This window comes from Methylocystis borbori, from assembly GCF_036576025.1.
GTDB classification, from domain to species: domain Bacteria; phylum Pseudomonadota; class Alphaproteobacteria; order Rhizobiales; family Beijerinckiaceae; genus Methylocystis; species Methylocystis borbori.
Map to the genome: position 1 here is coordinate 1 of NZ_JAZHYN010000006.1, position 19,314 is coordinate 19,314.

Annotated in this window: 21 protein-coding genes; 9 read left to right on the plus strand and 12 right to left on the minus strand. The window is 64.4% G+C overall.

Translation table 11 applies throughout. From position 1 onward, the window contains the following. Nucleotides 1–166: 166 nt before the first annotated feature. Both V3H18_RS03075 and V3H18_RS03080 read left to right on the plus strand, forming a co-directional pair. On the plus strand, nucleotides 167–979 hold the full coding sequence (locus V3H18_RS03075; RefSeq protein ID WP_332080421.1) for a class I SAM-dependent methyltransferase: 813 nt from the start codon (nucleotides 167–169) through the stop codon (nucleotides 977–979). Continuing rightward, entirely contained in the window at nucleotides 976–1,443 is a 468-nt protein-coding gene (locus V3H18_RS03080; RefSeq protein ID WP_332080422.1) for a hypothetical protein, read from the plus strand. The genes V3H18_RS03075 and V3H18_RS03080 overlap by 4 nt, the downstream gene beginning before the upstream one ends. A gap of 7 nt (nucleotides 1,444–1,450) precedes the next feature. Here V3H18_RS03080 and V3H18_RS03085 read toward each other — a convergent pair whose 3' ends face one another. The 3 genes from V3H18_RS03085 to V3H18_RS03095 are packed head-to-tail and all read right to left on the minus strand — an operon-like array spanning nucleotide 1,451 to nucleotide 3,251. Then, nucleotides 1,451–1,819 (minus strand): VOC family protein, encoded by a 369-nt coding sequence (locus tag V3H18_RS03085; RefSeq protein WP_332080423.1) that lies wholly within the window; start codon nucleotides 1,817–1,819, stop codon nucleotides 1,451–1,453. 29 nt (nucleotides 1,820–1,848) lie between these two features. Next, complete coding sequence (locus tag V3H18_RS03090) at nucleotides 1,849–3,000, minus strand: CapA family protein (protein WP_332080425.1); 1,152 nt, start codon at nucleotides 2,998–3,000, stop codon at nucleotides 1,849–1,851. After that, complete coding sequence (locus V3H18_RS03095) at nucleotides 2,997–3,251, minus strand: hypothetical protein (protein WP_332080427.1); 255 nt, start codon at nucleotides 3,249–3,251, stop codon at nucleotides 2,997–2,999. The genes V3H18_RS03090 and V3H18_RS03095 overlap by 4 nt, the downstream gene beginning before the upstream one ends. A gap of 186 nt (nucleotides 3,252–3,437) precedes the next feature. Between V3H18_RS03095 and V3H18_RS03100 the strand changes: the two genes are divergently transcribed. From V3H18_RS03100 to mazG, 7 genes are all read left to right on the plus strand, one after another. Then, entirely contained in the window at nucleotides 3,438–3,698 is a 261-nt protein-coding gene (locus V3H18_RS03100; protein ID WP_332080428.1) for a type II toxin-antitoxin system ParD family antitoxin, read from the plus strand. Beyond that, the gene (locus V3H18_RS03105; RefSeq protein ID WP_332080429.1) at nucleotides 3,695–3,901 is read left to right on the plus strand and encodes a type II toxin-antitoxin system RelE/ParE family toxin; all 207 of its coding nucleotides are present in this window, start codon (nucleotides 3,695–3,697) and stop codon (nucleotides 3,899–3,901) included. Before V3H18_RS03100 ends, V3H18_RS03105 begins: the two co-directional genes overlap by 4 nt. Next, on the plus strand, nucleotides 3,871–3,990 hold the full coding sequence (locus tag V3H18_RS03110) for a type II toxin-antitoxin system RelE/ParE family toxin (RefSeq protein WP_332080430.1): 120 nt from the start codon (nucleotides 3,871–3,873) through the stop codon (nucleotides 3,988–3,990). Before V3H18_RS03105 ends, V3H18_RS03110 begins: the two co-directional genes overlap by 31 nt. Before the next feature lie 2 nt (nucleotides 3,991–3,992). After that, nucleotides 3,993–4,784 carry a TatD family hydrolase gene (locus tag V3H18_RS03115; protein ID WP_332080431.1) on the plus strand — a complete coding sequence of 264 codons (792 nt, stop codon included), beginning with the start codon at nucleotides 3,993–3,995 and terminating at the stop codon, nucleotides 4,782–4,784. Beyond that, entirely contained in the window at nucleotides 4,781–5,575 is a 795-nt protein-coding gene (locus V3H18_RS03120; RefSeq protein WP_332080432.1) for an MBL fold metallo-hydrolase, read from the plus strand. Before V3H18_RS03115 ends, V3H18_RS03120 begins: the two co-directional genes overlap by 4 nt. 547 nt (nucleotides 5,576–6,122) lie before the next feature. Beyond that, nucleotides 6,123–6,812: a cold-shock protein gene (locus V3H18_RS03125; protein ID WP_332080433.1), complete on the plus strand. Its 690-nt coding sequence runs from the start codon at nucleotides 6,123–6,125 to the stop codon at nucleotides 6,810–6,812. Nucleotides 6,813–6,882: 70 nt separating this feature from the next. Further along, nucleotides 6,883–7,698, plus strand: coding sequence for a nucleoside triphosphate pyrophosphohydrolase (mazG, locus tag V3H18_RS03130; RefSeq protein WP_332080434.1), 816 nt, complete (start codon nucleotides 6,883–6,885; stop codon nucleotides 7,696–7,698). A 16-nt stretch (nucleotides 7,699–7,714) separates the two neighbouring features. Here mazG and hflX read toward each other — a convergent pair whose 3' ends face one another. The 9 genes from hflX to dusB all read right to left on the minus strand — a co-directional run bounded on the left by hflX (nucleotide 7,715) and on the right by dusB (nucleotide 19,314). Continuing rightward, complete coding sequence (gene hflX, locus V3H18_RS03135) at nucleotides 7,715–9,067, minus strand: GTPase HflX (protein ID WP_332080435.1); 1,353 nt, start codon at nucleotides 9,065–9,067, stop codon at nucleotides 7,715–7,717. 32 nt (nucleotides 9,068–9,099) lie between these two features. Continuing rightward, on the minus strand, nucleotides 9,100–9,363 hold the full coding sequence (hfq, locus tag V3H18_RS03140; protein WP_332080436.1) for an RNA chaperone Hfq: 264 nt from the start codon (nucleotides 9,361–9,363) through the stop codon (nucleotides 9,100–9,102). Between the two features lie 243 nt (nucleotides 9,364–9,606). After that, a complete protein-coding gene (ntrX, locus tag V3H18_RS03145; RefSeq protein ID WP_332080437.1) occupies nucleotides 9,607–10,974 on the minus strand; it encodes a nitrogen assimilation response regulator NtrX in 1,368 nt (455 codons plus the stop codon). Next, nucleotides 10,974–13,262, minus strand: a complete 2,289-nt coding sequence (locus V3H18_RS03150) for a sensor histidine kinase NtrY-like (protein ID WP_332080438.1) — start codon at nucleotides 13,260–13,262, stop codon at nucleotides 10,974–10,976. The genes ntrX and V3H18_RS03150 overlap by 1 nt, the downstream gene beginning before the upstream one ends. Before the next feature lie 75 nt (nucleotides 13,263–13,337). Beyond that, nucleotides 13,338–15,020, minus strand: coding sequence for a B12-binding domain-containing radical SAM protein (locus tag V3H18_RS03155; protein WP_332080439.1), 1,683 nt, complete (start codon nucleotides 15,018–15,020; stop codon nucleotides 13,338–13,340). 100 nt (nucleotides 15,021–15,120) lie between these two features. Further along, complete coding sequence (locus V3H18_RS03160; RefSeq protein ID WP_332080440.1) at nucleotides 15,121–15,450, minus strand: hypothetical protein; 330 nt, start codon at nucleotides 15,448–15,450, stop codon at nucleotides 15,121–15,123. A 159-nt stretch (nucleotides 15,451–15,609) separates the two neighbouring features. Next, nucleotides 15,610–17,079 carry a nitrogen regulation protein NR(I) gene (gene ntrC / locus V3H18_RS03165; RefSeq protein ID WP_332080441.1) on the minus strand — a complete coding sequence of 490 codons (1,470 nt, stop codon included), beginning with the start codon at nucleotides 17,077–17,079 and terminating at the stop codon, nucleotides 15,610–15,612. 28 nt (nucleotides 17,080–17,107) lie between these two features. Beyond that, the gene (locus V3H18_RS03170; protein ID WP_332080442.1) at nucleotides 17,108–18,286 is read right to left on the minus strand and encodes a two-component system sensor histidine kinase NtrB; all 1,179 of its coding nucleotides are present in this window, start codon (nucleotides 18,284–18,286) and stop codon (nucleotides 17,108–17,110) included. After that, nucleotides 18,283–19,314, minus strand: a complete 1,032-nt coding sequence (dusB, locus tag V3H18_RS03175) for a tRNA dihydrouridine synthase DusB (RefSeq protein WP_332080443.1) — start codon at nucleotides 19,312–19,314, stop codon at nucleotides 18,283–18,285. The genes V3H18_RS03170 and dusB overlap by 4 nt, the downstream gene beginning before the upstream one ends.

Sequence of the window (19,314 nt, forward strand, 5' to 3'; positions counted from 1 at the left end):
GGAAGCGGCGCCCGCCGCTGAACCCGAGCCGCCGCCGCCCCCGCCCGCCCCGGCGAAGCCGAAACCCAAGCCGAAGCCGAAGCCCAAGCCGAAGCCGGCGGCTCCCGCGGAGGAGCCGGCCCAATAGGGCCGCTCCTTAAGGACGCAGAACGGCGAGGCGTGCGACATGACCAGCGAGACGGCGCGTTTCGTCGGCGACATCCCCGCGCATTATGACCGCGGCCTCGGTCCGGTAATTTTCGAGGATTACGCCGCGGACATCGCCAGGCGGACGGCGCTTGGCGCGCCGCGGGACGTGCTGGAGATCGCCGCCGGGACGGGGATCGTCACGCGCAAGCTGCGCGACGCGCTCGATCCACAAGTCCGGCTGACGGCGACCGATCTCAACGAACCGATGCTCGATGTGGCGCGGGGAAAGTTCCGCGCAGGCGAGGAGGTCGCCTTCGAGACGGCCGACGCCGTTTCCCTGCCTTTCGTGGATGAGGGTTTCGACGCGGTCGTCTGCCAGTTCGGCCTGATGTTCTTTCCAGATAAGGCCGCGGCGCATCGCGAGGCGCGGCGCGTGCTGCGGCCCGGCGGGCGCTATCTGTTCAGCGTCTGGGACTCGCCGAGCTACAATCCTTTCGCGCGCTTCGGGCTTGAACTCGCGGAGCGTTTTTTCCCGGCCGATCCGCCGCAATTCCTCAAGACGCCATTCTCCTACGCCGACATCGACCCGATCAAGGAGGCGCTCACCGCGGCGGGTTTCGTCAATATCGTGGTCTCCATATTGCCGCGCGTGAAGGAGATCGCCGATCCCAGGCCTTTTGCGACGGGGCTCATCTGCGGCAATCCTTTCGTCGATCAGGTTCGCGCGCGCGGCGGGGTCGCGCCGGAAACGCTCGTCGAAGAGATGACGAAACGGCTTGCGCAGGAGTTTGGCGCGGGTCCGACCCGCGTGCCGATGCAGGCGATCGTCTTCGAGGCGGCGCGCGCGTGAGGATATTTCTGGCGGTCGTCCTCGCGGCTTTCGCCGCACAGAGCGCGAGCGCCGAGAGCTGGCGCGCCTATCATAACCCGCGCTTTGGAACGACGGCGGAGGTTCCCCAAGGATGGCGGATGGGCGCGCCGCCGGAGAACAATGACGGGCGCGTTTTTACATCGCCGGACGGGCGCGCCGAGATCATTGTCTCGGGCATGTTCTCCATCGGGCCGCGCAAAGAGGAATTCGCGCTGAGACTCGGGCCGCTTGAGGGCGAGACCATCGAATATGAGCGGCGGGGCAGGGACTGGCTCGTGGTTTCCGGCGTCAAGGGCGAAAAGATCTTCTATCGAAAATCGCTGCTGTCCTGCCGCGATACGATCTGGAACAGCGTCTTTCTCGAATATCCGGCGAGCGAGAAGGACAAATACGATCCTCTGGTCGGCCATGTCGCGGCGTCGCTGCGCGCGAAATGCAAATGACGCCCGCTCATTGCGGGACGGTCATCAGCTCCAGCACATGCCCGTCCGGGCTCTTGAAATAAACGCCGCGGCCGCCGCCCCAATCATTGAGCCGGCCGTCGTCGAAGCGTCCCGGCGCGCTGCCGAAGGCGAGGGCCTTCTCCTTGACGCGGCCGAAGATCGCGTCGAAGTCGGCGTCGCTCACATGGAAGGCGTAATGTCCCGGCTCGAAGGCGGCGTGCGCGTCGAAGAGAAGAGTCAGCGCGTCATTCACTTTAACGGGCGCGAAATGACCCTTCGCGCCGTCATAATGCAGGCCGAAAATCTCCGCAAACCAGCGCGCCGCCGCTTCCTTGTCGCGCGCCGGCACGATCGTATGGTTGAGGACGATGGCCATCGCCTGAACTCCGCTTGGCCCCCGACTCTTCATATGGGGGCGGCGCGGGGCGCGTCACAAGCGTCGCCGTCGCGCCAATGCGCGTAGAGCGTTCCATCGTCCCGGCGCCGGATGCGGACGCCATAGGGAGCGCTTTCGCGATCGAGCCTGCGGGCGAGCCAGTCGGCGTCGGCGCCAGACGCGCGTTCGAGCCGGAATCGGCGCATATGCAGCGGAACAAGCGCCAGCGCGACGAGATCGCCGCTCGCCGCGTCAATATCCGCGAAATACATCAGCGAAAGATCGCCGCGAAAGCGCTCGTAACCGGAGATTCCCTCATAATCGTTGAGGAAATCGCCGCATCCGTAAAGGATCAGGCGGTTCCGGTGAACCTCCATGCCTTTCGCATGATGGGAGGAATGGCCGTGGACGACCGCGGCGTCCGCCTTTTCGATGAGTTCATGGGCGAAGCGGCGCTGATCGTCGGGAACGCCATAGCCCCAGTTCGGCCCCCAGTGAATGGAGACGATCAGAATGTCTCCCGGCCCTCGGAAGCTGTTCGCGAGGTCGCAAGCGCGCGCGGCGCTTCTTGGCGACAAGTCGGCGAGCAAATTGACGCCCGGCGCGGCGCCGGTCGCAGCCCAATCCCTCGGAGCGCCGCCGTCGGGCGAAGCGAAGGAGAGAATGAGGAGCCGCCCCTTACGCGGAATGTCGAGGATCGCCGGCCTTTGCGCCGCGTCGAGATCGCGCCCGGCGCCGGCGGTCTCGATCCCAAAATGCGCAAGCGTATCGAGCGTGTCGATGAGGCCTCGCGGTCCCCAGTCGAGCACATGATTATTGGCGAGCGCGCAGCAGTCGATGCCGGCCGCGGATAGACATGCCGCATTCGTGGGACTCACGCGATAATTGACGCTCTTGGCTTCGGCGGCCTCGTTCAGCGTCACGCTTGTTTCGAGATTGACGATCCGCGCATCTGGCGCTTTCGCCTGAAACGCTTCGAGCGCGTCCCCCCAGACATATGCGAAATCCGCCTTGCGCGGGATCGGCCCCGAGGCCTCTTCGGCGAGGCGCACATAGTCTTCGGCCGAGGAGAGATATTCCTCATAAAGCTTCGGCGGGCAGGGCGCGGGGAGTATCTGATCCACGCCCCGGCCGATCATTACGTCGCCGCAAAGAAAGAGCCGGAGCGAAGCGGCGCTCATGGGATGCGCGGAGCGCCCTCCTCGTCATCGACGGATAGAAGCGAAACGATCTCGCCCGCGACATCTTTCAGTGGCGCGCCGGCGCCGAAAACGTCGCGGTCGCCGGATAGCCAGACGGAGGCCTCCTCGATATCCGCGATCGTTGGCCGCAGCTCGAGGATCGCCGAGAGCGTGGCGTCGTCCATATCGCCCAGCGTCTCCCTCACGTCCCTGGCCGTCGCCAGCGGACGGCTCTCGTCATTTTGCGTCAATGGCCCCTCCTATTGTTAGAGCGCCGATTGCTGACCTCCTCAGCCTGCGCGTTTCGACGGGCGCCGAGGGCTATATTGGGAAGTTTGCGCTCGCTCGACAATCCGACCTATCGCCACGCTTCGCCGTTATGTCCCAGATTGATAATAGTTATTGAAGGAGCCATATTCCGGTAGCGGAGGAAGCTTATGGCCATCAGCGCAGATTTAGGCGACAAATTGGAAGCCTTCGTGAGCAGCCTCGTTGCGTCCGGCAGATATAATTCCAAGAGTGAGGTGCTGCGGGAGGGCGTGCGCCTCATTCAAGAGCGCGAGGCGCGTTTGGCCGCGCTGGACGTCGCCATTGCGCGCGGCGTTGCCGACGCCGAGGCCGGCAGGCTCAAGCCCGTCGACGCCGTTTTCGACCGGCTTGAGGCGAAATATGGAGGCGCCGCCAAAACGCGCCGATGATCGTCGTCCTCACGGAAGCGGCCGAGACCGATCTCGAACGCGTCGGCGACGCGATCGCGGAGTCAAGCCCGGCTCGCGCGGCAAGTTTCCTGCTAGAACTGAGGGAATGCTGCGAGGGATTGTCCTATATGCCGGAAAGATTTCAGCAGTTCCCGGTTATGAGCGCCTCGGCGTGCGACGCCGCGTTCACGGAGACTATCTGATCTTCTATCGCATTCAGCCATCGGCGGTGGAAATCCTGCATGTGCTTCACGGCGCGATGGACTATGAACGGCTGCTGTTCCCGGAATGACCATGCTTATCGACACCCACTGCCATCTCGATTTCCCCGACTTCGCGCCGGAACAGGCCGAGGTGGTCGCCCGCGCCAAGGCGCGCGGCGTCGGGCGGATGATCACCATCTCCACCCATCTGTCGCGTTTCGACCGCGTGAAGGCGGTGGCGGAAGCCTATGACGACGTGTTCTGCACCGTCGGAACGCATCCCCATCATTCGCATGAGGAAGCGGAGCCGACGGTCGAGGCGCTGGTCGCGCTGTCGCAGCATCCAAAATGCGTGGGCCTCGGCGAAGCGGGGCTCGACTATCACTACAATCATGCGCCCCGCGAACTGTCGCGGCGCGTCTTTCGCACCCATATCGCAGCGGCGCGCGAGAGCGGCCTGCCGCTCGTCATCCACACGCGCGACGCCGACGAGGATTGCGCCGCGATCCTGAAGGAGGAGATGGGGAAGGGGGCTTTCCCCGCCCTGCTCCATTGCTTTACGAGCGGCCGCGCCTTGGCCGAGACCGCCCTGGAGCTTGGCCTCTATCTTTCCTTTTCCGGCGTCGTGACCTTCAAGAACGCTGAATATCTGCGCGAGATCGCCCGTGACACGCCGCTCGACCGCATGCTCGTCGAAACCGACGCGCCTTTCCTCGCGCCGACGCCGCATCGCGGAAAGCGCAACGAGCCCGCCTTTGTGGTCGATACCGCGCGCCTTCTCGCGGGGCTTAAGGGGGTGAGCGAAGCGGCGCTCGCCGAGGCCACCACAGCCAATGCGCTGCGGCTTTTTTCCAAAATGCCGGCGCTGAAAGAGGCCGCGTGACGCTCAGGATCACGATCCTTGGCTGCGGCTCGTCGGGCGGCGTGCCGCGCGTCGGGCAAGGCTGGGGAAAATGCGATCCCGGCAACCCCAAGAACCGGCGCCGGCGCTGCTCGATCCTCGTCGCGCGCGGACCCCAGGGGGCGGCGACGCAAGTCCTCGTCGACACCGGCCCGGACCTGCGCGAGCAGCTCATTGACGCCGACGTCAAGCGGCTCGACGGCGTGCTCTATACGCATCCGCACGCCGACCACACTCATGGCGTCGACGACGTGCGCGGGCTCGTCATCATGAGCGGCCGGCGTATCCCGGCCTATATGGACGAGCCGACCTCGCGCGCCTTCGCCGCGAAATTCGGTTACGTCTTCGAGACGCCGCCGGGCAGTTTCTATCCGCCGCTGATGATCGAGCATCGGCTGCATCTGGGGCGCGCCGTCTCGATCGAAGGGCCGGGCGGCGAGATCGGCGCGACGCCGTTCCGCCTCGATCACGGCGATATGGACGCGCTCGGCTTTCGTTTCGACAATGTGGCCTATACGCCGGACCTCCATGCCATACCGCCCGAGAGCGCCCAATATCTCGAGGGGTTGGATCTCTGGATCATCGACGCGCTGCGCCATCAGCGCCATGGCACGCATCTTTCGGTCGGACAGGCGCTGGAGTTCATCGCGCATTTTCGCCCGAAGCGCGCCGTGCTGACGGACCTGCATGTCGATCTCGATTACGACGCGCTTTCGGCGACGCTGCCGGAAAATGTCACGCCGGCTTATGACGGAATGCGGCTCGAAGCCTGATCGCCCGGATACGCCAGATTAGGTTCCATAATATCGATTATGCGAATCTAGGATCTTAGATTCCAAAGCCGCAAGTGGGTTCCCTCGTCTTCTCAAATGAGGTCTCCGGTTTCCTGCCTCGCGGCGCGAACCTATGTCGACGGCTTTCTTGAGGAGGCTTCGCTTTCGCGGGCGTGTCGCCTCCGAAGCCGAGCCGCGACGCTCGCGACAGAGCCAAGGCGCGACTGCAAATTTTCCAACCTCGGCGCGCCGCGCGCGCAAAACCCGGCTAACACGCTGCAAAAGCTGCCATTAAGCCCGGCCGCCGGAAAATTCGCAGCGTTTCAAACTGTGGCGATCGTTGGGATTTTTGGATCCGCCTACGGAATTCTCTGGCCTTCAAGGGCAAAATTCTGATAAAAGGCTCGTTGCGCGGGACTATATGGCATTCAACAGGCACATCATCGTCGTTTCCGAGCGGACGCCTTTCGGCGCCCGGGCGGGAACGTCTGGGCGCACGCGTTTGACATAGCAGTCTTGCCGTTTTTGGCGGAGACGAGCACTAGACATGAGCAAAGGTAGAGATTTCCGGGGCCCCCGCAAGCGCGGATTCGATGACGACGCCCCGTTCGGTTATGATGCGCCGCGACCGAGCAGCCGGCCGCCGCGCTCGCCATTCGGAGGCGGGGGATTTCCAGACGCCCCGCCGCCGTCATTGAACGAGCCCGCCGTCGAAGCCATCGTCAAATGGTTCAAATCCGATAAGGGCTTCGGCTTTGTCGAACTGGCCAATGGCACCGGCGACGCCTTTCTTCATATCGGAGCGGTGCAGGCCGCTGGATATGACACTTTGCCGCCGGGCGCCAAGCTTCAGGTCCAAGTGACGAGTTCGGTGAAGGGCCAGCAGGTCGCGCGCATTCTCGAAGTCGATCTCGCCGGCGCCTCCGAGCGCGCCCCCCCGCCGAGAAGCGGCGGCGGCGGCGGTTTCGGTGGCGGAGGCGGTTTCGACAGTCCCCGGCCCCGCCGCCAGGCGCCCGATCCGTCGACCGCCGTGACAGTCTCCGGCAAGGTCAAATGGTTCGACGAAACCAAGGGCTTTGGCTTCGTTCAATCCAACGACGGCGGCAAGGACGTTTTCGTCCATATCTCGATCCTCGGACCCTCGGGCGTGAACCGCCTGGCTGAGGGTCAGCCGGTGACGATGCAGGTCGTCGATACGGCGAAGGGCCGCGAGGCGCTGTCCATCAACCTGGACTAAACACGCCATCCGCATCTGCGCCGCGTCCTCTCTTCGGGGAGCGCGGCGTTTTCTTTTGAGGGACCCTGTCATGTCCGGCCGTCCGCCCGGCGACGTCGCCCGTCTTATCGAGATCATGGCGGCGCTGCGCACGCCGGGCAGCGGCTGTCCCTGGGATCTCGAGCAGGATTTCCGCTCGATCGCGCCTTATACGATTGAAGAGGCCTATGAGGTCGCCGAGGCGGTCGAGCGCGGCGATCTCGACGAATTGAAGGATGAGCTGGGCGATCTCCTGCTGCAGGTCGTCTTTCACGCACGCATGGCGCAGGAAACCGACGCTTTCGCCTTTGCGGACGTGGTCGACGCGATCTGCGCCAAACTCATCCGCCGGCATCCGCATGTCTTTGGCGATGGCGGAAGCGTCGATTCCGAGCGGGTCGCCGCACAATGGAGCGAGATCAAGGCGCGCGAAAAGGCGGAGAAAGGCCAGGCGCCCGCAAGCCTTCTCGAAGGCGTTCCTCTCGCCCTGCCCGCGCTTACCCGCGCCGTGAAACTTCAGCAAAAGGCGTCGGCGGTCGGCTTCGACTGGAACGACGCGCGGCATGTGCTCGGCAAGATTCGCGAGGAGACCGAAGAGGTCGCCGCCGAACTCGCCGCGCCGGGCGCGGTCGCCTCGCCCGCCCTGGAAGAAGAGGTCGGCGACCTGCTTTTCGTCGTCGCCAATCTCGCGCGCCACGCCAAGGTCGATCCCGAACAGGCGCTGCGCGCCGCCAACGCCAAATTCGAGCGGCGCTTCCGCCATATTGAGCAAAGACTCGCCGCGGCGGGGCGCGCGCCGGCGCAGGCCTCGCTCGACGAGATGGAAGAATTGTGGGTCGAGGCGAAAGGCTTCGAAAAGGCGCGCTAAAGCCGGCGCGCTCGGTCTACGACGCCGCGCGCCGGCGCTTCCCGCCCCGCTCCCGCACAATTTCGGCTTGCGGAAAGCGCCGGGCGACGCTTGCGGAACGCTCGCGATCGACGCGCACGACGAGGCGAACGCCGCCTTGCGGCAGCGCGTCGCGTTCGAGAACTTCGGTGTGGGCGTGAAGCCAGGCGAGCCCGGCGCCGTCGGCCGCGTCGAGATCGAGTTCGAGCTTCACGCGTCCGGCCGCGAGCGTCTCCTCGATTCGCGCCAGCAATTCGTCGAGCCCTTCGCCCGTCAGCGCCGAGACGAGCGTCGGGCGCCGGCGCGCCTCGATCCCGCGCGCGGCGAGACGCAGAGCCGCAAGCCGCTCGGGATCGAGCGCGTCGATCTTGTTCCAGACTTCCAAAATGCGCCCTTCCTCGGCGCCCTTGAGCCCGAGTTCGGCGAGAATGGCTTCTACATCCTTCGCCTGCGACTCCCAATCCTCATGCGACACGTCCCGCACATGCAGGACCACGTCGGCGAGCATGACTTCTTCGAGCGTCGCGCGGAAGGCCGAGACCAGCATGGTCGGCAGATCGGAAATGAAGCCCACCGTGTCCGAGAGCAGCGCGCGCGCCCCATGCGGCAGGCGGATCTGGCGCAGCGTCGGATCGAGCGTCGCGAACAGCATGTCCCGCGCCAGGACTTCCGCTTTGGTCAGCCGATTGAAAAGCGTCGATTTGCCGGCGTTGGTGTAGCCTACAAGCGCGACGACGGGATAGGGAACGTCGCGGCGCGTCTTGCGATGCAGCGCCCGCGTGCGCTTGACCTTGTCGAGATCGTGCTCGATGCGGCGCATGCGCTCCTCGATCAGGCGGCGGTCGGTCTCGATCTGGGTCTCGCCGGGTCCGCCCAGGAAGCCGAAGCCGCCGCGCTGGCGCTCCAGATGGGTCCAGGAGCGCACGAGCCGCGATTTCTGATAGGCGAGATGCGCGAGCTCCACCTGCAGCGCGCCCTCCTTGGTGCGCGCGCGCTCGCCGAAGATTTCGAGGATGAGGCCGGTGCGGTCGATGACCTTGGCGTCCCAGGCTTTCTCCAGATTGCGCTGCTGCACGGGCGAGAGTTGGCAGTCCATGCTGACCAGCGCCGCCTCCCGTTCCTTGACGATTTCGGCAATCTCCTCGACCTTGCCCTTGCCGAGATAGGTCGCGGGACGAACTTCGTTCAAGGAAACTGAGATTTCCCCCACGACTTCGAGGTCGATCGCCTGCGCCAGGCCGACCGCCTCCGCGAGCCGCGCCTGAGGATCGCGCCCGAGCTGCGCCGCGCTTTGCGCGAGATAAGGCGCTACAACCAGGGCGCGGGTCGCGACGCGCTTCTCACGCGACACGCGCTTTGCTTCGAATTTCGCGTTCAATCCGTCTACCGCTGCTTATCGCCCTGCCCGTCATCGTCGCCGGGCTCAAACATCTGTATGGGGTGTCCGGGCATGATCGTCGAGATGGCGTGCTTATAGACGAGTTGAGAATGGCCATCTCGCCGCAACAACAGGCAGAAATTGTCAAACCAGGTGACAATGCCCTGCAGTTTGACGCCATTGACAAGGAAGATGGTGAGCGGGACTTTATTCTTCCTGACGAAATTCAAAAATGTATCTTGCAGATTCTGCGAACGTTCTGACGACATCGGCTGTCCTGTTCTCTTTTTTTGTTGAGCCGAGCGGTTTGACGCCGCCCCCTTGGGATCGTTTTTATTTTTTCGCCGCCAAGCTTCATTAGAACCTCTCGAATGGCGAAGCGCAAGGCGGATTGGTCGAAAGCGCCGGCGGCGACCTCGACGCGCATATAGCGGGCTTATCCCGAGCGACCAAGCGCGGCGTGTGAAAGTATATGATGTAGAACATTAAGAGATAGCCTTAAATAACTGATATTAAGATTCGATAAGAAGCGACTTCAGTTTTCGGTGTAAGGCGGATCGCTCCATCCCGATGAATTCGGCGGTGCGTGAAATATTGCCGGAGAAGCGGTTGAGCTGGGCCACGAGATATTCGCGCTCGAAGACTTCGCGCGCCTCGCGCAGCGGCAGGCTCATCAGTTTTTCGCCGCGCACCCCGGCCGGCGTCGCGGGCACGAGCTCCCCGACGTCAGGCGGCAGCATCTCCGCCGTGATGACCGCGCCGGCGTCCCCGGAGGTCAGGATCATCAGCCGTTCGACGTTGTTTTTCAACTGCCGAATGTTGCCGGGCCAATCGTGCAACTGGAGGACGGCGAGCGCGTCCTCGGCGATCCTGCGCCGCGGCATGCCCGAGGCGAGCGACATATTCTCCATGAAATAATTGATCAGCGCCGGAATGTCCTCGCGCCGCTCTGCGAGCGAGGGCACGCGGATCGGGACGACGGCAAGGCGATGGAAGAGATCCTCCCGCAGCGTCCCTTCCTCGATCGCCGAGGCTAGGTCGCGCGCCGAAGAGGAGATGATCCGCACGTCCACCTTGACCTTCTGCGCGCCGCCGACCCGCTGGAAGGTCTGATCGACGAGCACGCGCAGGATTTTCGCCTGCGTGTCCTTGGGCATGTCGGCGATTTCGTCGAGGAACAGCGTGCCGCCATGCGCCTCTTCCAGCGCGCCGATCTTGCGCTCGCCGTCCGGCTCCTCGCGTCCGAAAAGCTCGATCTCCATATTTTCCGGGGTGATCGTCGCCGAATTAATGACGACGAAGGGGCCGCCGGCGCGGGTCGAGGCTTCGTGAATGCAGCGGGCGGCGAGCTCCTTGCCCGTGCCAGGCGCGCCGGTAATGAGCACGCGCGAATTGACCGGCGCCACGCGGGCGATGAGCTGCTGAAGCTGATGGGCGGGCGGCGAGTCGCCGACGATGCGGTCGAAGGCGCCGGCGCGTTGGCGCAGCGCCGAAAGCTCGCGTCTCAACTGATAGGCTTCGAGCGCGCGTTCGGCGACGAGCACCAGCCGGTCCGCCTTGAACGGCTTCTCGATGAAGTCATAGGCGCCAATCTTGATGGCGCTGACCGCCGTCTCGATATTGCCATGGCCCGAGATCATCACGACGGGCAGGCCCTTGTGCTGTTTCTGCACGACTTCGAGCACCTGCAGCCCGTCGAGCCGCGAGCCCTGCAGCCAGATGTCGAGGAAGACGAGATGCGGCCGCCGCGCGGCGATCGCCGCGAGCGCCTCGTCGGCGTCCTTGGCGGTGCGAACGCCATGTCCTTCGTCGCTCAAAATGCCGGCGACCAACTCCCGTATATCTTCTTCGTCGTCAACGATCAGTATGTCGCTCGCCATCACGCCCCGCTTTGTCCCGCCTGCCCCGCTTGGGCATGCGGCCCCTCCGTTTCGCCGCTCGCCGTTGGCGGCTCGCGTTTTGTCCCCGTCTCGTCGGCGAGCGGCAAGATCAGCCGCACGCAGGCGCCCCGCCCTGTGGGCGCGTCCAGCAATTCCAGGCGGCCGCCGTGATCCTCGATGATTTTCGCGACGATCGGCAGGCCAAGGCCGGTTCCGTCGGACCGCGTCGTCATGTAAGGCTCGAGCAGGCGTTGCCGGTTCATGGCCGGGAAGCCCTTACCATTATCGATCACGTCGATTTCGGCCATGCGGTCGCGCACATCGAGGTTGATCTCGATTCGTCCTTTCTCCTGCGCGTCCTTTTCTTCCCTGGCGGCGATGCCCTCCGCGGCGTTTTTGATGATATTGGTGAGCGCTTGCGACAGCAAACGCCGGTCGATTTGGGCGAAAACGGGCGTTTCCGGCAAATTCTCGACAATATCTATGTCAGCGTTGCCGACGCGCATGAGAAAGACCACGCGCCGAATGCATTCGTTGAGATCGTCGCGTTCCGGCCGCGCCTTGGGCATGCGCGCGAAGGACGAAAATTCGTCCACCATTCTTTTGATGTCGTCGACCTGACGCACGATCGTATCGGTGCATTGGTCGAAAATGTCGCGGTCCTCCTGAATGACCTTGCCGTATTTGCGGCGAAGCCGCTCGGCCGAAAGCTGGATCGGCGTTAACGGATTCTTGATCTCATGCGCGATGCGCCGCGCGACGTCGGCCCAGGCGGAGGTGCGCTGCGCCATGACGAGATCGGTGATGTCGTCGAGCGTGACGACGAAATTGGGATGGCCTTCCTTCGCCCGCGCGGAGGTCACGCGCACATTGAAGGTGCGCTCCGAGGCGCCGCGCTTGACGGTGATCTGGCTTTGCACGGCGCGCGGAAAGATTTCTCCGGCGTCTTTCAGGATTGGCGCGATTTCCGGCAGCACGGCGGCGACCGACACGCCGATGGCGGGCTTGCCTTGATCGGCGGCGAAAGACAGTTCCTCCGCCGAGCGGTTCAGCACGGTGACGACGCCCTCCGAGTCGACCCCGATCACTCCCGCCGGCACGCCGGCGAGAACGGCTTCGGTGAATTCGCGGCGTTCGTCGTTGATGCGATTCGCCTCGATCAGCCGGGTCTGCTGCAGATTGAGCTCCGTCGTCATATTGTTGAACACTTCGCCAAGGCGTGAGAGCTCCCCTTGCGCCTTGTCGACGGTGACGCGCACGTCGAGATTGCCGGCGGAAACCGCGTCCGTCGCGGCGATGAGCGCGCGGATTGGGTTCACGAGGCGGTCAGCAAAATCCAGTCCGAACCAGATCGACGAGAGCAGCATGATCGTCGTCAGCAGCGCATACATCAGCACGAAGGCGCGTTGCACCGCGGCGCGATAGGAATCGAACTTGTCGTAATTGCTGATGAGGCTTTGCGCCTGCTTGGGAAACTCCACGGCGATCGGGTCGATCGGCCGCGTCACGTAAAGAAACGTGTCCTGAAAGGCGTTCAAGACGCGCAACGCGACGAAGCTGTTGCCGTCGTCGATGACGAGGCAGAGCGGCTCCCCGCGCCGCGCATCGTCGAATTCCGCCTGCGGCGGCGCGATGACGATCGCCGCGGCGTTTTGCGCCACGTCGATGCGGTCGACGATTTCGCCCGAGGATTTGACGAGCGCCGCGACCGAGAAGCCAAGAAAATAAGCGCGGGACTGAAAGATCTGATGGAAATAGGGACGATCCGTATTGAAGAGGATCGCCGCGCGGTCGAGGTCGGAGGCCGTGAGCTGCGCCTCCTGCAACAGCGCCCGGCACTGGCTTTCGCGAAAAATCGCCGCCGCCTCCGCCGTATTGTGGACGAAATGCTTGACGCTCGCCATGAAGGCGGGGTTGAGCACCCGCTCCAGCGTGAGCGAGCCCGCGATCGCGAGCATGATCGCCGGGATCAGCGCGATGATCGCAAAATAGCCGACCGTGCGCACATGCAGCCGCGCCGCCGCCGCCCCGCTCCGCCAGACCAGATAGAGCCGCCAAACCTTGACAAGCACCATGCCGAGCAGAACGGCGACCGAGAGTCCGTTGAGGACAAGCAGCGGCAGCAGCCGGTCGTCCGTGGGCGACACCGCCCCGAATTCCGCGACGACGAGGAAAGTGGCCAAGGCGCAGCCGACGGCGCCGACCACGATGATCGGACCGAGCCAGCTGCGAAGCGGCGCTCTGCCTTTTGCAAGCGGCTGAGAAGCCGGATCTTCGGTCAGGGCCATGCCGTTTGTATAGGCTCCGCCGGAGCCGGTTGCAATTCAACGGGCTTTTCCCGTCTTATCTCCGGATGGCACGGATCAAGCGACGCCGAGAGGGGCGCTGTTCCTCGGAGCCTCGCGCTCCACGCCCTCGAAGGTCCATGATTTATCGAAGGAATCCATGACGTTTTCGCGCCGGTCGGCCGCGACGAGCGCGCAATAGCGCCGCAATTCCTGCATCAGCCGCTCCTCTTCGCGCGCCTCATGGGCCGTTAACGCTTTCAAAAATTCGCGGTCGCGGCGCAGCGTGTCGAGCGGCGTCCTTTCGATATGGTCGAGCGCGGAGCGCAGCACCTGACAGGCGACGCCATTGGCGACCGCGGCGATATATTGGAGTTGGGCGAGGCGCTGCGGCGCGACTCCCTTGCCGCGCAGACGCAGGCGCGCCTCGAAGAGATAATAGCGCAGGAGATGGCAAAGCCCTTCGGCGGTGAAATTGCGGCGGTGGAAGGTTTCGATCATCCACTCGTAATAAATGTCGAGTTTGGGATCGAGGAAGCTGTAGTCCGGCTGGAACTCGGTTCCCGCAAGCCGCCCCTCGGAGAGGAGCCGCTCTCGAATGGGCGTGCCGGCGTAAGGCAGCATCCGACAGAAAGGCGCGACCGACCAGCCATCGCCCACGAAGGCGTCGAGAAAAGCGATATTGTTGCGGATCGTCTCGAAGGTCGAATAAGGCTCCATCAGCATGAAGCCGAAATCGAAGGAGAGCCCCAGCGACTTCAATATCGCGCCGGCGCGGATGTGGCGCTGCGGCCCGAGCTTCTTGTTCATCGTGGCGAGGCTCGTCTCGTCGCCCGACTCGACGCCCATATAGACATGCGTCAGCCCGCCGGCCATGAGGCGGCGGATGGCGGCCTCGTCGATCTCGTCGGAGCGGCAGCTGATCTTGAAGGCGATGTCGCCGGCGTAGCCCTCGTCGACGAGCCGGTCGGCGATTTTTCCCGCCCATTCGCGGGCGCGCCGCCCGGTCGCAAGAAAATCATCGTCCTGAAACAGGAAGACGGGAACCGAACGGCGCTCGTGCAGATCGATCATCTCATCGACCACGGCGTCGGGCCGGCGCAGCCGGCGCAGCTGACCGCCCTGCGCCTCATAGAACGGCCGGATCGAGCAAAAGCTGCAGTCCCACGGGCAACCCCGGCTGCCGAGAACCGACGCGGTCGAGAGGGCGTGGCTCTCATAGTTGATCGTTTCGCGATCGGGCCATGGCAAGGCGTCGAGATCGGCGAGCGGCTCGCGCAAGCAGGCGGCGTGAATAGCGCCATCGGCGCCGCGAAAGGCGATTCCAGCCGTCTCCCGCCAATCGGCGCCACGCGATAAATTGTTGAGCAGAGAGACGAGGGTCAATTCGCCGTCGAAGCGGACGATCGAATCCAGTCCCGGCGCCCCGCGCAGGACCTCCTCATAGGCGAAGCTCGGATAATGGCCGCCCATGCTGATATGGGCGCTCACGCCCGCTTCGCGCAGCGCCGCAACCGCGGCCGCGAAGCCCGGCGTCATATATTGAAAGATCAGCGAAAGCCCGACGAAGTCATAGCCGCCGTCAAGGACCTGCCGCGCCAAGGCGGAGGGATCGGCCTCATAAGTGGCGATCTCCGGCGCATGGCCGGCGCTGCGCGCGGCCGACGACAGGTAACGAAGCCCGAGATTGTCCTGATCCTGAAATCCGACAAGCAAGGCCCGCTGCGGCCGGCCGCTCTCTCTTTGCGGTATGGCGTTCATGACGCCCTCCAATGTCTTTTCGAAACTGACGGTTTGATAAAATTTCGTGCCGCGCGGCGGCGGCCGCCCGCGGCGCGGGCGGCCAAAGCGGAAAGTCGCGCTACTTCACATTTTTGAGCTGCGTGTTGATCGCTTTTTCCTGGGCGTCGAGCCTCACGCGCTGCGACTTGATCTGCTCGAGCGCCATCTCAAGTTGTGGACGCGTCAATTGAGACAGATCGAAAGGCGCCGGATCGATGATCGGTCCCGGAGGCAAGGGATTTGGCCATGGAAACGGCGGCCAACGCGGCGGCCAGGGGCGCGGGAAGGGCCAATGCGGCCACGGCCACGGGTCTGGCGGCGGATCGGTGACCCCTCCTCCCGGAACATGGCCGAGAGCAGACTCAAGACGGTCGATGCGGGCGGTCAATTTGGCAATGTCGTCGGCCATGAAACGCTCCTATCGAAATGAGCGGTCTGTTGAAAATGTCGAGCGACGACCGCTCAAACCCCAATAAATCCGGTCGAAAGCGTTGACCGGCGGGTCATGCTATCCCCACCGTTGCGCAATTGGCATGGTCCAAATGAATGAGAAGGCGATGCGCCCGCCTTATCGCGGCGAGCGCATCAGCCTGATGTCGAGGTCGTTGACCTTCTTGCGCAGCGTGTTGCGGTTGAGGCCCAAAAGCTCCGCCGCCTTAATCTGATTGCCGCGCGTCGCCGCGAGCGCCGCCGAGACGAGCGGAATCTCGATCTCGCGGATGATGCGGTGATAAAGGCCCGGCGGCGGCAATTGATCGCCATAGTCGCGGAAGAGCTTGGCGAGATGCAGTTCAACCGAGCTCGAGAGCGTCTGGCCGTCCGGGAGTTCGCGCGACTGCGCGCCGGCCGCCGCCTTGTCGCCCGGGTCCGCCTGCCGCAGCTCGTGTTCGAGCTCGGCTTCGACGAGCTGGTCGGAGATCACCTCCTGCGGATGCAGCGCCGCGAGACGGCGGATGAGATTCTCCAATTCGCGGATATTGCCCGGCCAGCGATATTTCTTCATCCGGTCGAGCGCCGCCTGATCGATATATTTCTGCGGCAGACCCTCGCTCGCCGCCACCTTGAAGAAATGGTGGACGAGATCGGGAATGTCCTCGGCGCGCTCGCGCAGCGGCGGCAGGCGCAGCGGCACGACGTTGAGGCGGAAATACAGGTCCTCGCGGAAGAGGCCCTGCTGGATGAGGATGCGCAGATCCTTATTGGTCGCGGCGATGATGCGGACGTTGGTCTTGATCGGCGTGCGCCCCCCGACCGTCGTATATTCGCCCTGCTGCAGCACGCGCAGGAGCCGCGTCTGCGCCTCCATCGGCATGTCGCCGATCTCGTCGAGAAAGAGCGTGCCGCCTTCCGCCTGTTCGAAGCGCCCGGCGGAGCGCTGATTGGCGCCGGTGAAGGCGCCCTTCTCATGGCCAAAGAGTTCGCTCTCGATGAGGTCGCGCGGAATGGCCGCCATATTGACGGCGACGAAGGGCCCCTTCTTGCGCTTGCCGTAATCGTGCAGGGCCCGGGCGACGAGCTCTTTGCCGGTGCCCGACTCGCCGTTGATCATGACGGTGAGGTCGGTCTGCATCAGCCGCGCGAGCGAGCGATAGATTTCCTGCATCGCCGGGGAGCGGCCGACGAGCGGCATCCCCTCGATTTCCTCATGGCCAGTGTCTTCGGGATGTTTGCGCGGCTCGGCCATGGCGCGGCCGACGATGCCGACGAGCTCCTTAAGGTCGAAGGGCTTGGGCAGATAGTCATAGGCGCCGCGCTCAGACGCCCGAATGGCCGTCATGAAGGTGTTCTGGGCGCTCATGACGATGATCGGCAGTTCCGGCCGCAGCTTCTTGATCCGCGGCAGAAGCTCGAAGGCGTTTTCGTCCGGCATGACGACGTCGGTCACGACCAGATCGCCCTCGCCCGACTGCACCCAGCGCCACAGCGTGGCCGCGGCGCCGGTGGTGCGCACTTCATAGCCTGCCCGGGAAAGCGCCTGCGCGACGACCGTGCGGATGGAGGCGTCGTCGTCGGCGACCAGAATTTCGCCTCGCGTCATCGATTTTTTCTCCCGCTCCTGCGAGATATCACGCGCGCCGCTCCTCGCGCGGGTCGGACCTTTTGGTTCGGTACATGGGCATCAGCACGCGAAACGTCGTGCGTCGGGGGAGAGATTCGCATTCGACAATGCCGCCGTGGTCGTTGACGATCTTGGCCACAAGTGCAAGTCCGAGGCCAGTTCCCGAAGATTTCGTCGTGACAAAGGGGTCGAAGAGATGCGCGGCGATATCGTCGGGCACGCCGGGGCCGTTGTCGCGCACGCAGAATTCGAGCGGCAGGCCGATCGGGTTCTTGTCCCCGAGCGCGCGCAGGCTGACGCCCGGCCGGAAGGCGGTCGACAATTCGATCTCGCCGTCGACCGCCTCGCCTACCGCCTCGGCGGCGTTCTTCACGAGATTGAGGAAGGCCTGAACGAGCTGGTCGCGATTGGCGTAAACGGGCGGCAACGACGGGTCGTAGTTTTCGACAAAACGCACGTTGCGCGCGAATCCCGTCTGGGCGACGCGCTTCACATGATCGAGGACAGAATGAATATTGACCTGCTCGCGCTTTAAGGGCCGGGCGTCGGAGAAGACCTCCATGCGGTCCACCAGCCGCACGATGCGGTCGGTCTCCTCGCAGATCAGCTGGGTAAGCGCCCGATCGGCGTCGGAGAGCGACGTTTCGAGCAATTGTGCGGCGCCGCGAATGCCGGACAGCGGATTCTTGATCTCATGCGCCAGCATGGAGGCGAGCCCGGATACTGAGCGGGCGGCGCCTCGATGCGTCAGTTGCCTGTCTATTTTATCGGCAATTGTCCGTTCCTGGAGCATGACCAGCACCATCCCTTCGCCCTCCGGCAGCGGCGCGCAATGCACGTCGACGCGCCGGTCCGACTCCTGCCCCGGCCGGCCGAGGTCCACCTTATATTCGTTGATCGTGGCGCCGCGTTCTCGCACCTGCTGGATGAGGGTGATGAGCGGCGAGCCGAAGGGCAGCAGCCGGTCGAGCGTATGGCCAATGAGCAAGGGCTTGCTCATTTCGAAAAAGGCCTCGGCGGCTGCGTTGGCGTCCTCGATCGCTCCGTCGCGGGCGACGGTGAGAATGGCGTTCGGCAGGGCTTCGAGCACGCAGGAGCGGCCCGTCCCATTGATGATGTCGAGCGGGCGAAATCCGCCTGCCCCGCAAGGCGGGCCGTTATGGCCGGCGCTATCCGACATACTCATGCGGCGATCTCCCGTTCCGCCGTTTTCATAAAAATAGCCTCGATGAGCCGCGCCGCCTCCTCCGGCGACTCGGTCGTCACCAGCACGCGGCGCGATTCGGCGTCGACTCCGCCGCCAAGGCGATCGACATAGGTGGCAAGATGTTTGCGCGCGTGGCGCAGGCCCGCGGAGACGCCCATCATGAGCAACAGCCCTTCGAGATGTTCGCGCGCGATTTCCGCGCGCGCGGCGGGGCTCGGCGCCCCGCGGCGCCTGCCGCTCGAAAGATAATACGCTATGTCGCCGACAAGCCAGGGCTGGCCAAGCGCCGCGCGGCCGATCATGACGCCGTCGGCGCCGGAATGGGCGAGCATTTGCGCTGCGTCCTCCTCGCTCGCGCAATCGCCATTGGCGATTACGGGGATGCGCACGGCGGCCTTCACCGCCGCGATGGCCCGCCAATCGGCGCGGCCCGTGTAAAACTGCTGGCGCGTGCGGCCATGCACGGCGATCAGCGCCGCGCCTTCCGCTTCGACGCGGCGCCCTAGCTCGGCGGCGTTACGTGTCGCGTCATCCCAGCCAAGCCGCATTTTTACGCTTAACGGAACGCGTATCGCGCTGCGCGCCGCGCGGACGAGCCGCGCCGCGTGATCGAGATCGCGCATCAGCGCCGCGCCCGCGAGCCCGCCGGTGACGCGCTTGCAAGGGCAGCCCATGTTGACGTCGATCCAATCCGCTCCGGCGTCCTCGGCGCAGCGCGCCGCCGCCGCCATTTCTTCGGGCGCGCGCGCGGCGATCTGAATGACGCGCGGCCCCTGCCCGGCGCAGCCGAGACGAAGGGCGGTTTCGCGATCGCCCCTGGCGACGCCGGCCGCGGTGATCATCTCGCTGACGGTCGCCGACGCGCCGAACCTGCCGGCGATGCGGCGCATGGCCGGATCGGTCACGCCCGCCATGGGCGCGAGCAGCGCCCGCCCCGACAGCGTCAATCCGCCAATCCGCAGAGGCGACGGCTCAAGACCAACGCCCAGTTTTTCAGCAATAGCCAT

Coding starts and splice junctions, on each gene's coding strand:
- V3H18_RS03100 (WP_332080428.1), top strand. CDS start 3,438: ATGGCCATCAGCGCAGATTTAGGCGACAAATTGGAAGCCTTCGTGAGC.
- hfq (WP_332080436.1), bottom strand. CDS start 9,363: ATGTCGTCAGAACGTTCGCAGAATCTGCAAGATACATTTTTGAATTTC.
- V3H18_RS03090 (WP_332080425.1), bottom strand. CDS start 3,000: ATGAGCGCCGCTTCGCTCCGGCTCTTTCTTTGCGGCGACGTAATGATC.
- V3H18_RS03115 (WP_332080431.1), top strand. CDS start 3,993: ATGCTTATCGACACCCACTGCCATCTCGATTTCCCCGACTTCGCGCCG.
- dusB (WP_332080443.1), bottom strand. CDS start 19,314: ATGGCTATTGCTGAAAAACTGGGCGTTGGTCTTGAGCCGTCGCCTCTG.
- V3H18_RS03125 (WP_332080433.1), top strand. CDS start 6,123: ATGAGCAAAGGTAGAGATTTCCGGGGCCCCCGCAAGCGCGGATTCGAT.
- V3H18_RS03105 (WP_332080429.1), top strand. CDS start 3,695: ATGATCGTCGTCCTCACGGAAGCGGCCGAGACCGATCTCGAACGCGTC.
- V3H18_RS03075 (WP_332080421.1), top strand. CDS start 167: ATGACCAGCGAGACGGCGCGTTTCGTCGGCGACATCCCCGCGCATTAT.
- V3H18_RS03160 (WP_332080440.1), bottom strand. CDS start 15,450: ATGGCCGACGACATTGCCAAATTGACCGCCCGCATCGACCGTCTTGAG.
- ntrC (WP_332080441.1), bottom strand. CDS start 17,079: ATGACGCGAGGCGAAATTCTGGTCGCCGACGACGACGCCTCCATCCGC.
- V3H18_RS03170 (WP_332080442.1), bottom strand. CDS start 18,286: ATGAGTATGTCGGATAGCGCCGGCCATAACGGCCCGCCTTGCGGGGCA.
- V3H18_RS03085 (WP_332080423.1), bottom strand. CDS start 1,819: ATGGCCATCGTCCTCAACCATACGATCGTGCCGGCGCGCGACAAGGAA.
- ntrX (WP_332080437.1), bottom strand. CDS start 10,974: ATGGCGAGCGACATACTGATCGTTGACGACGAAGAAGATATACGGGAG.
- V3H18_RS03155 (WP_332080439.1), bottom strand. CDS start 15,020: ATGAACGCCATACCGCAAAGAGAGAGCGGCCGGCCGCAGCGGGCCTTG.
- V3H18_RS03150 (WP_332080438.1), bottom strand. CDS start 13,262: ATGGCCCTGACCGAAGATCCGGCTTCTCAGCCGCTTGCAAAAGGCAGA.
- mazG (WP_332080434.1), top strand. CDS start 6,883: ATGTCCGGCCGTCCGCCCGGCGACGTCGCCCGTCTTATCGAGATCATG.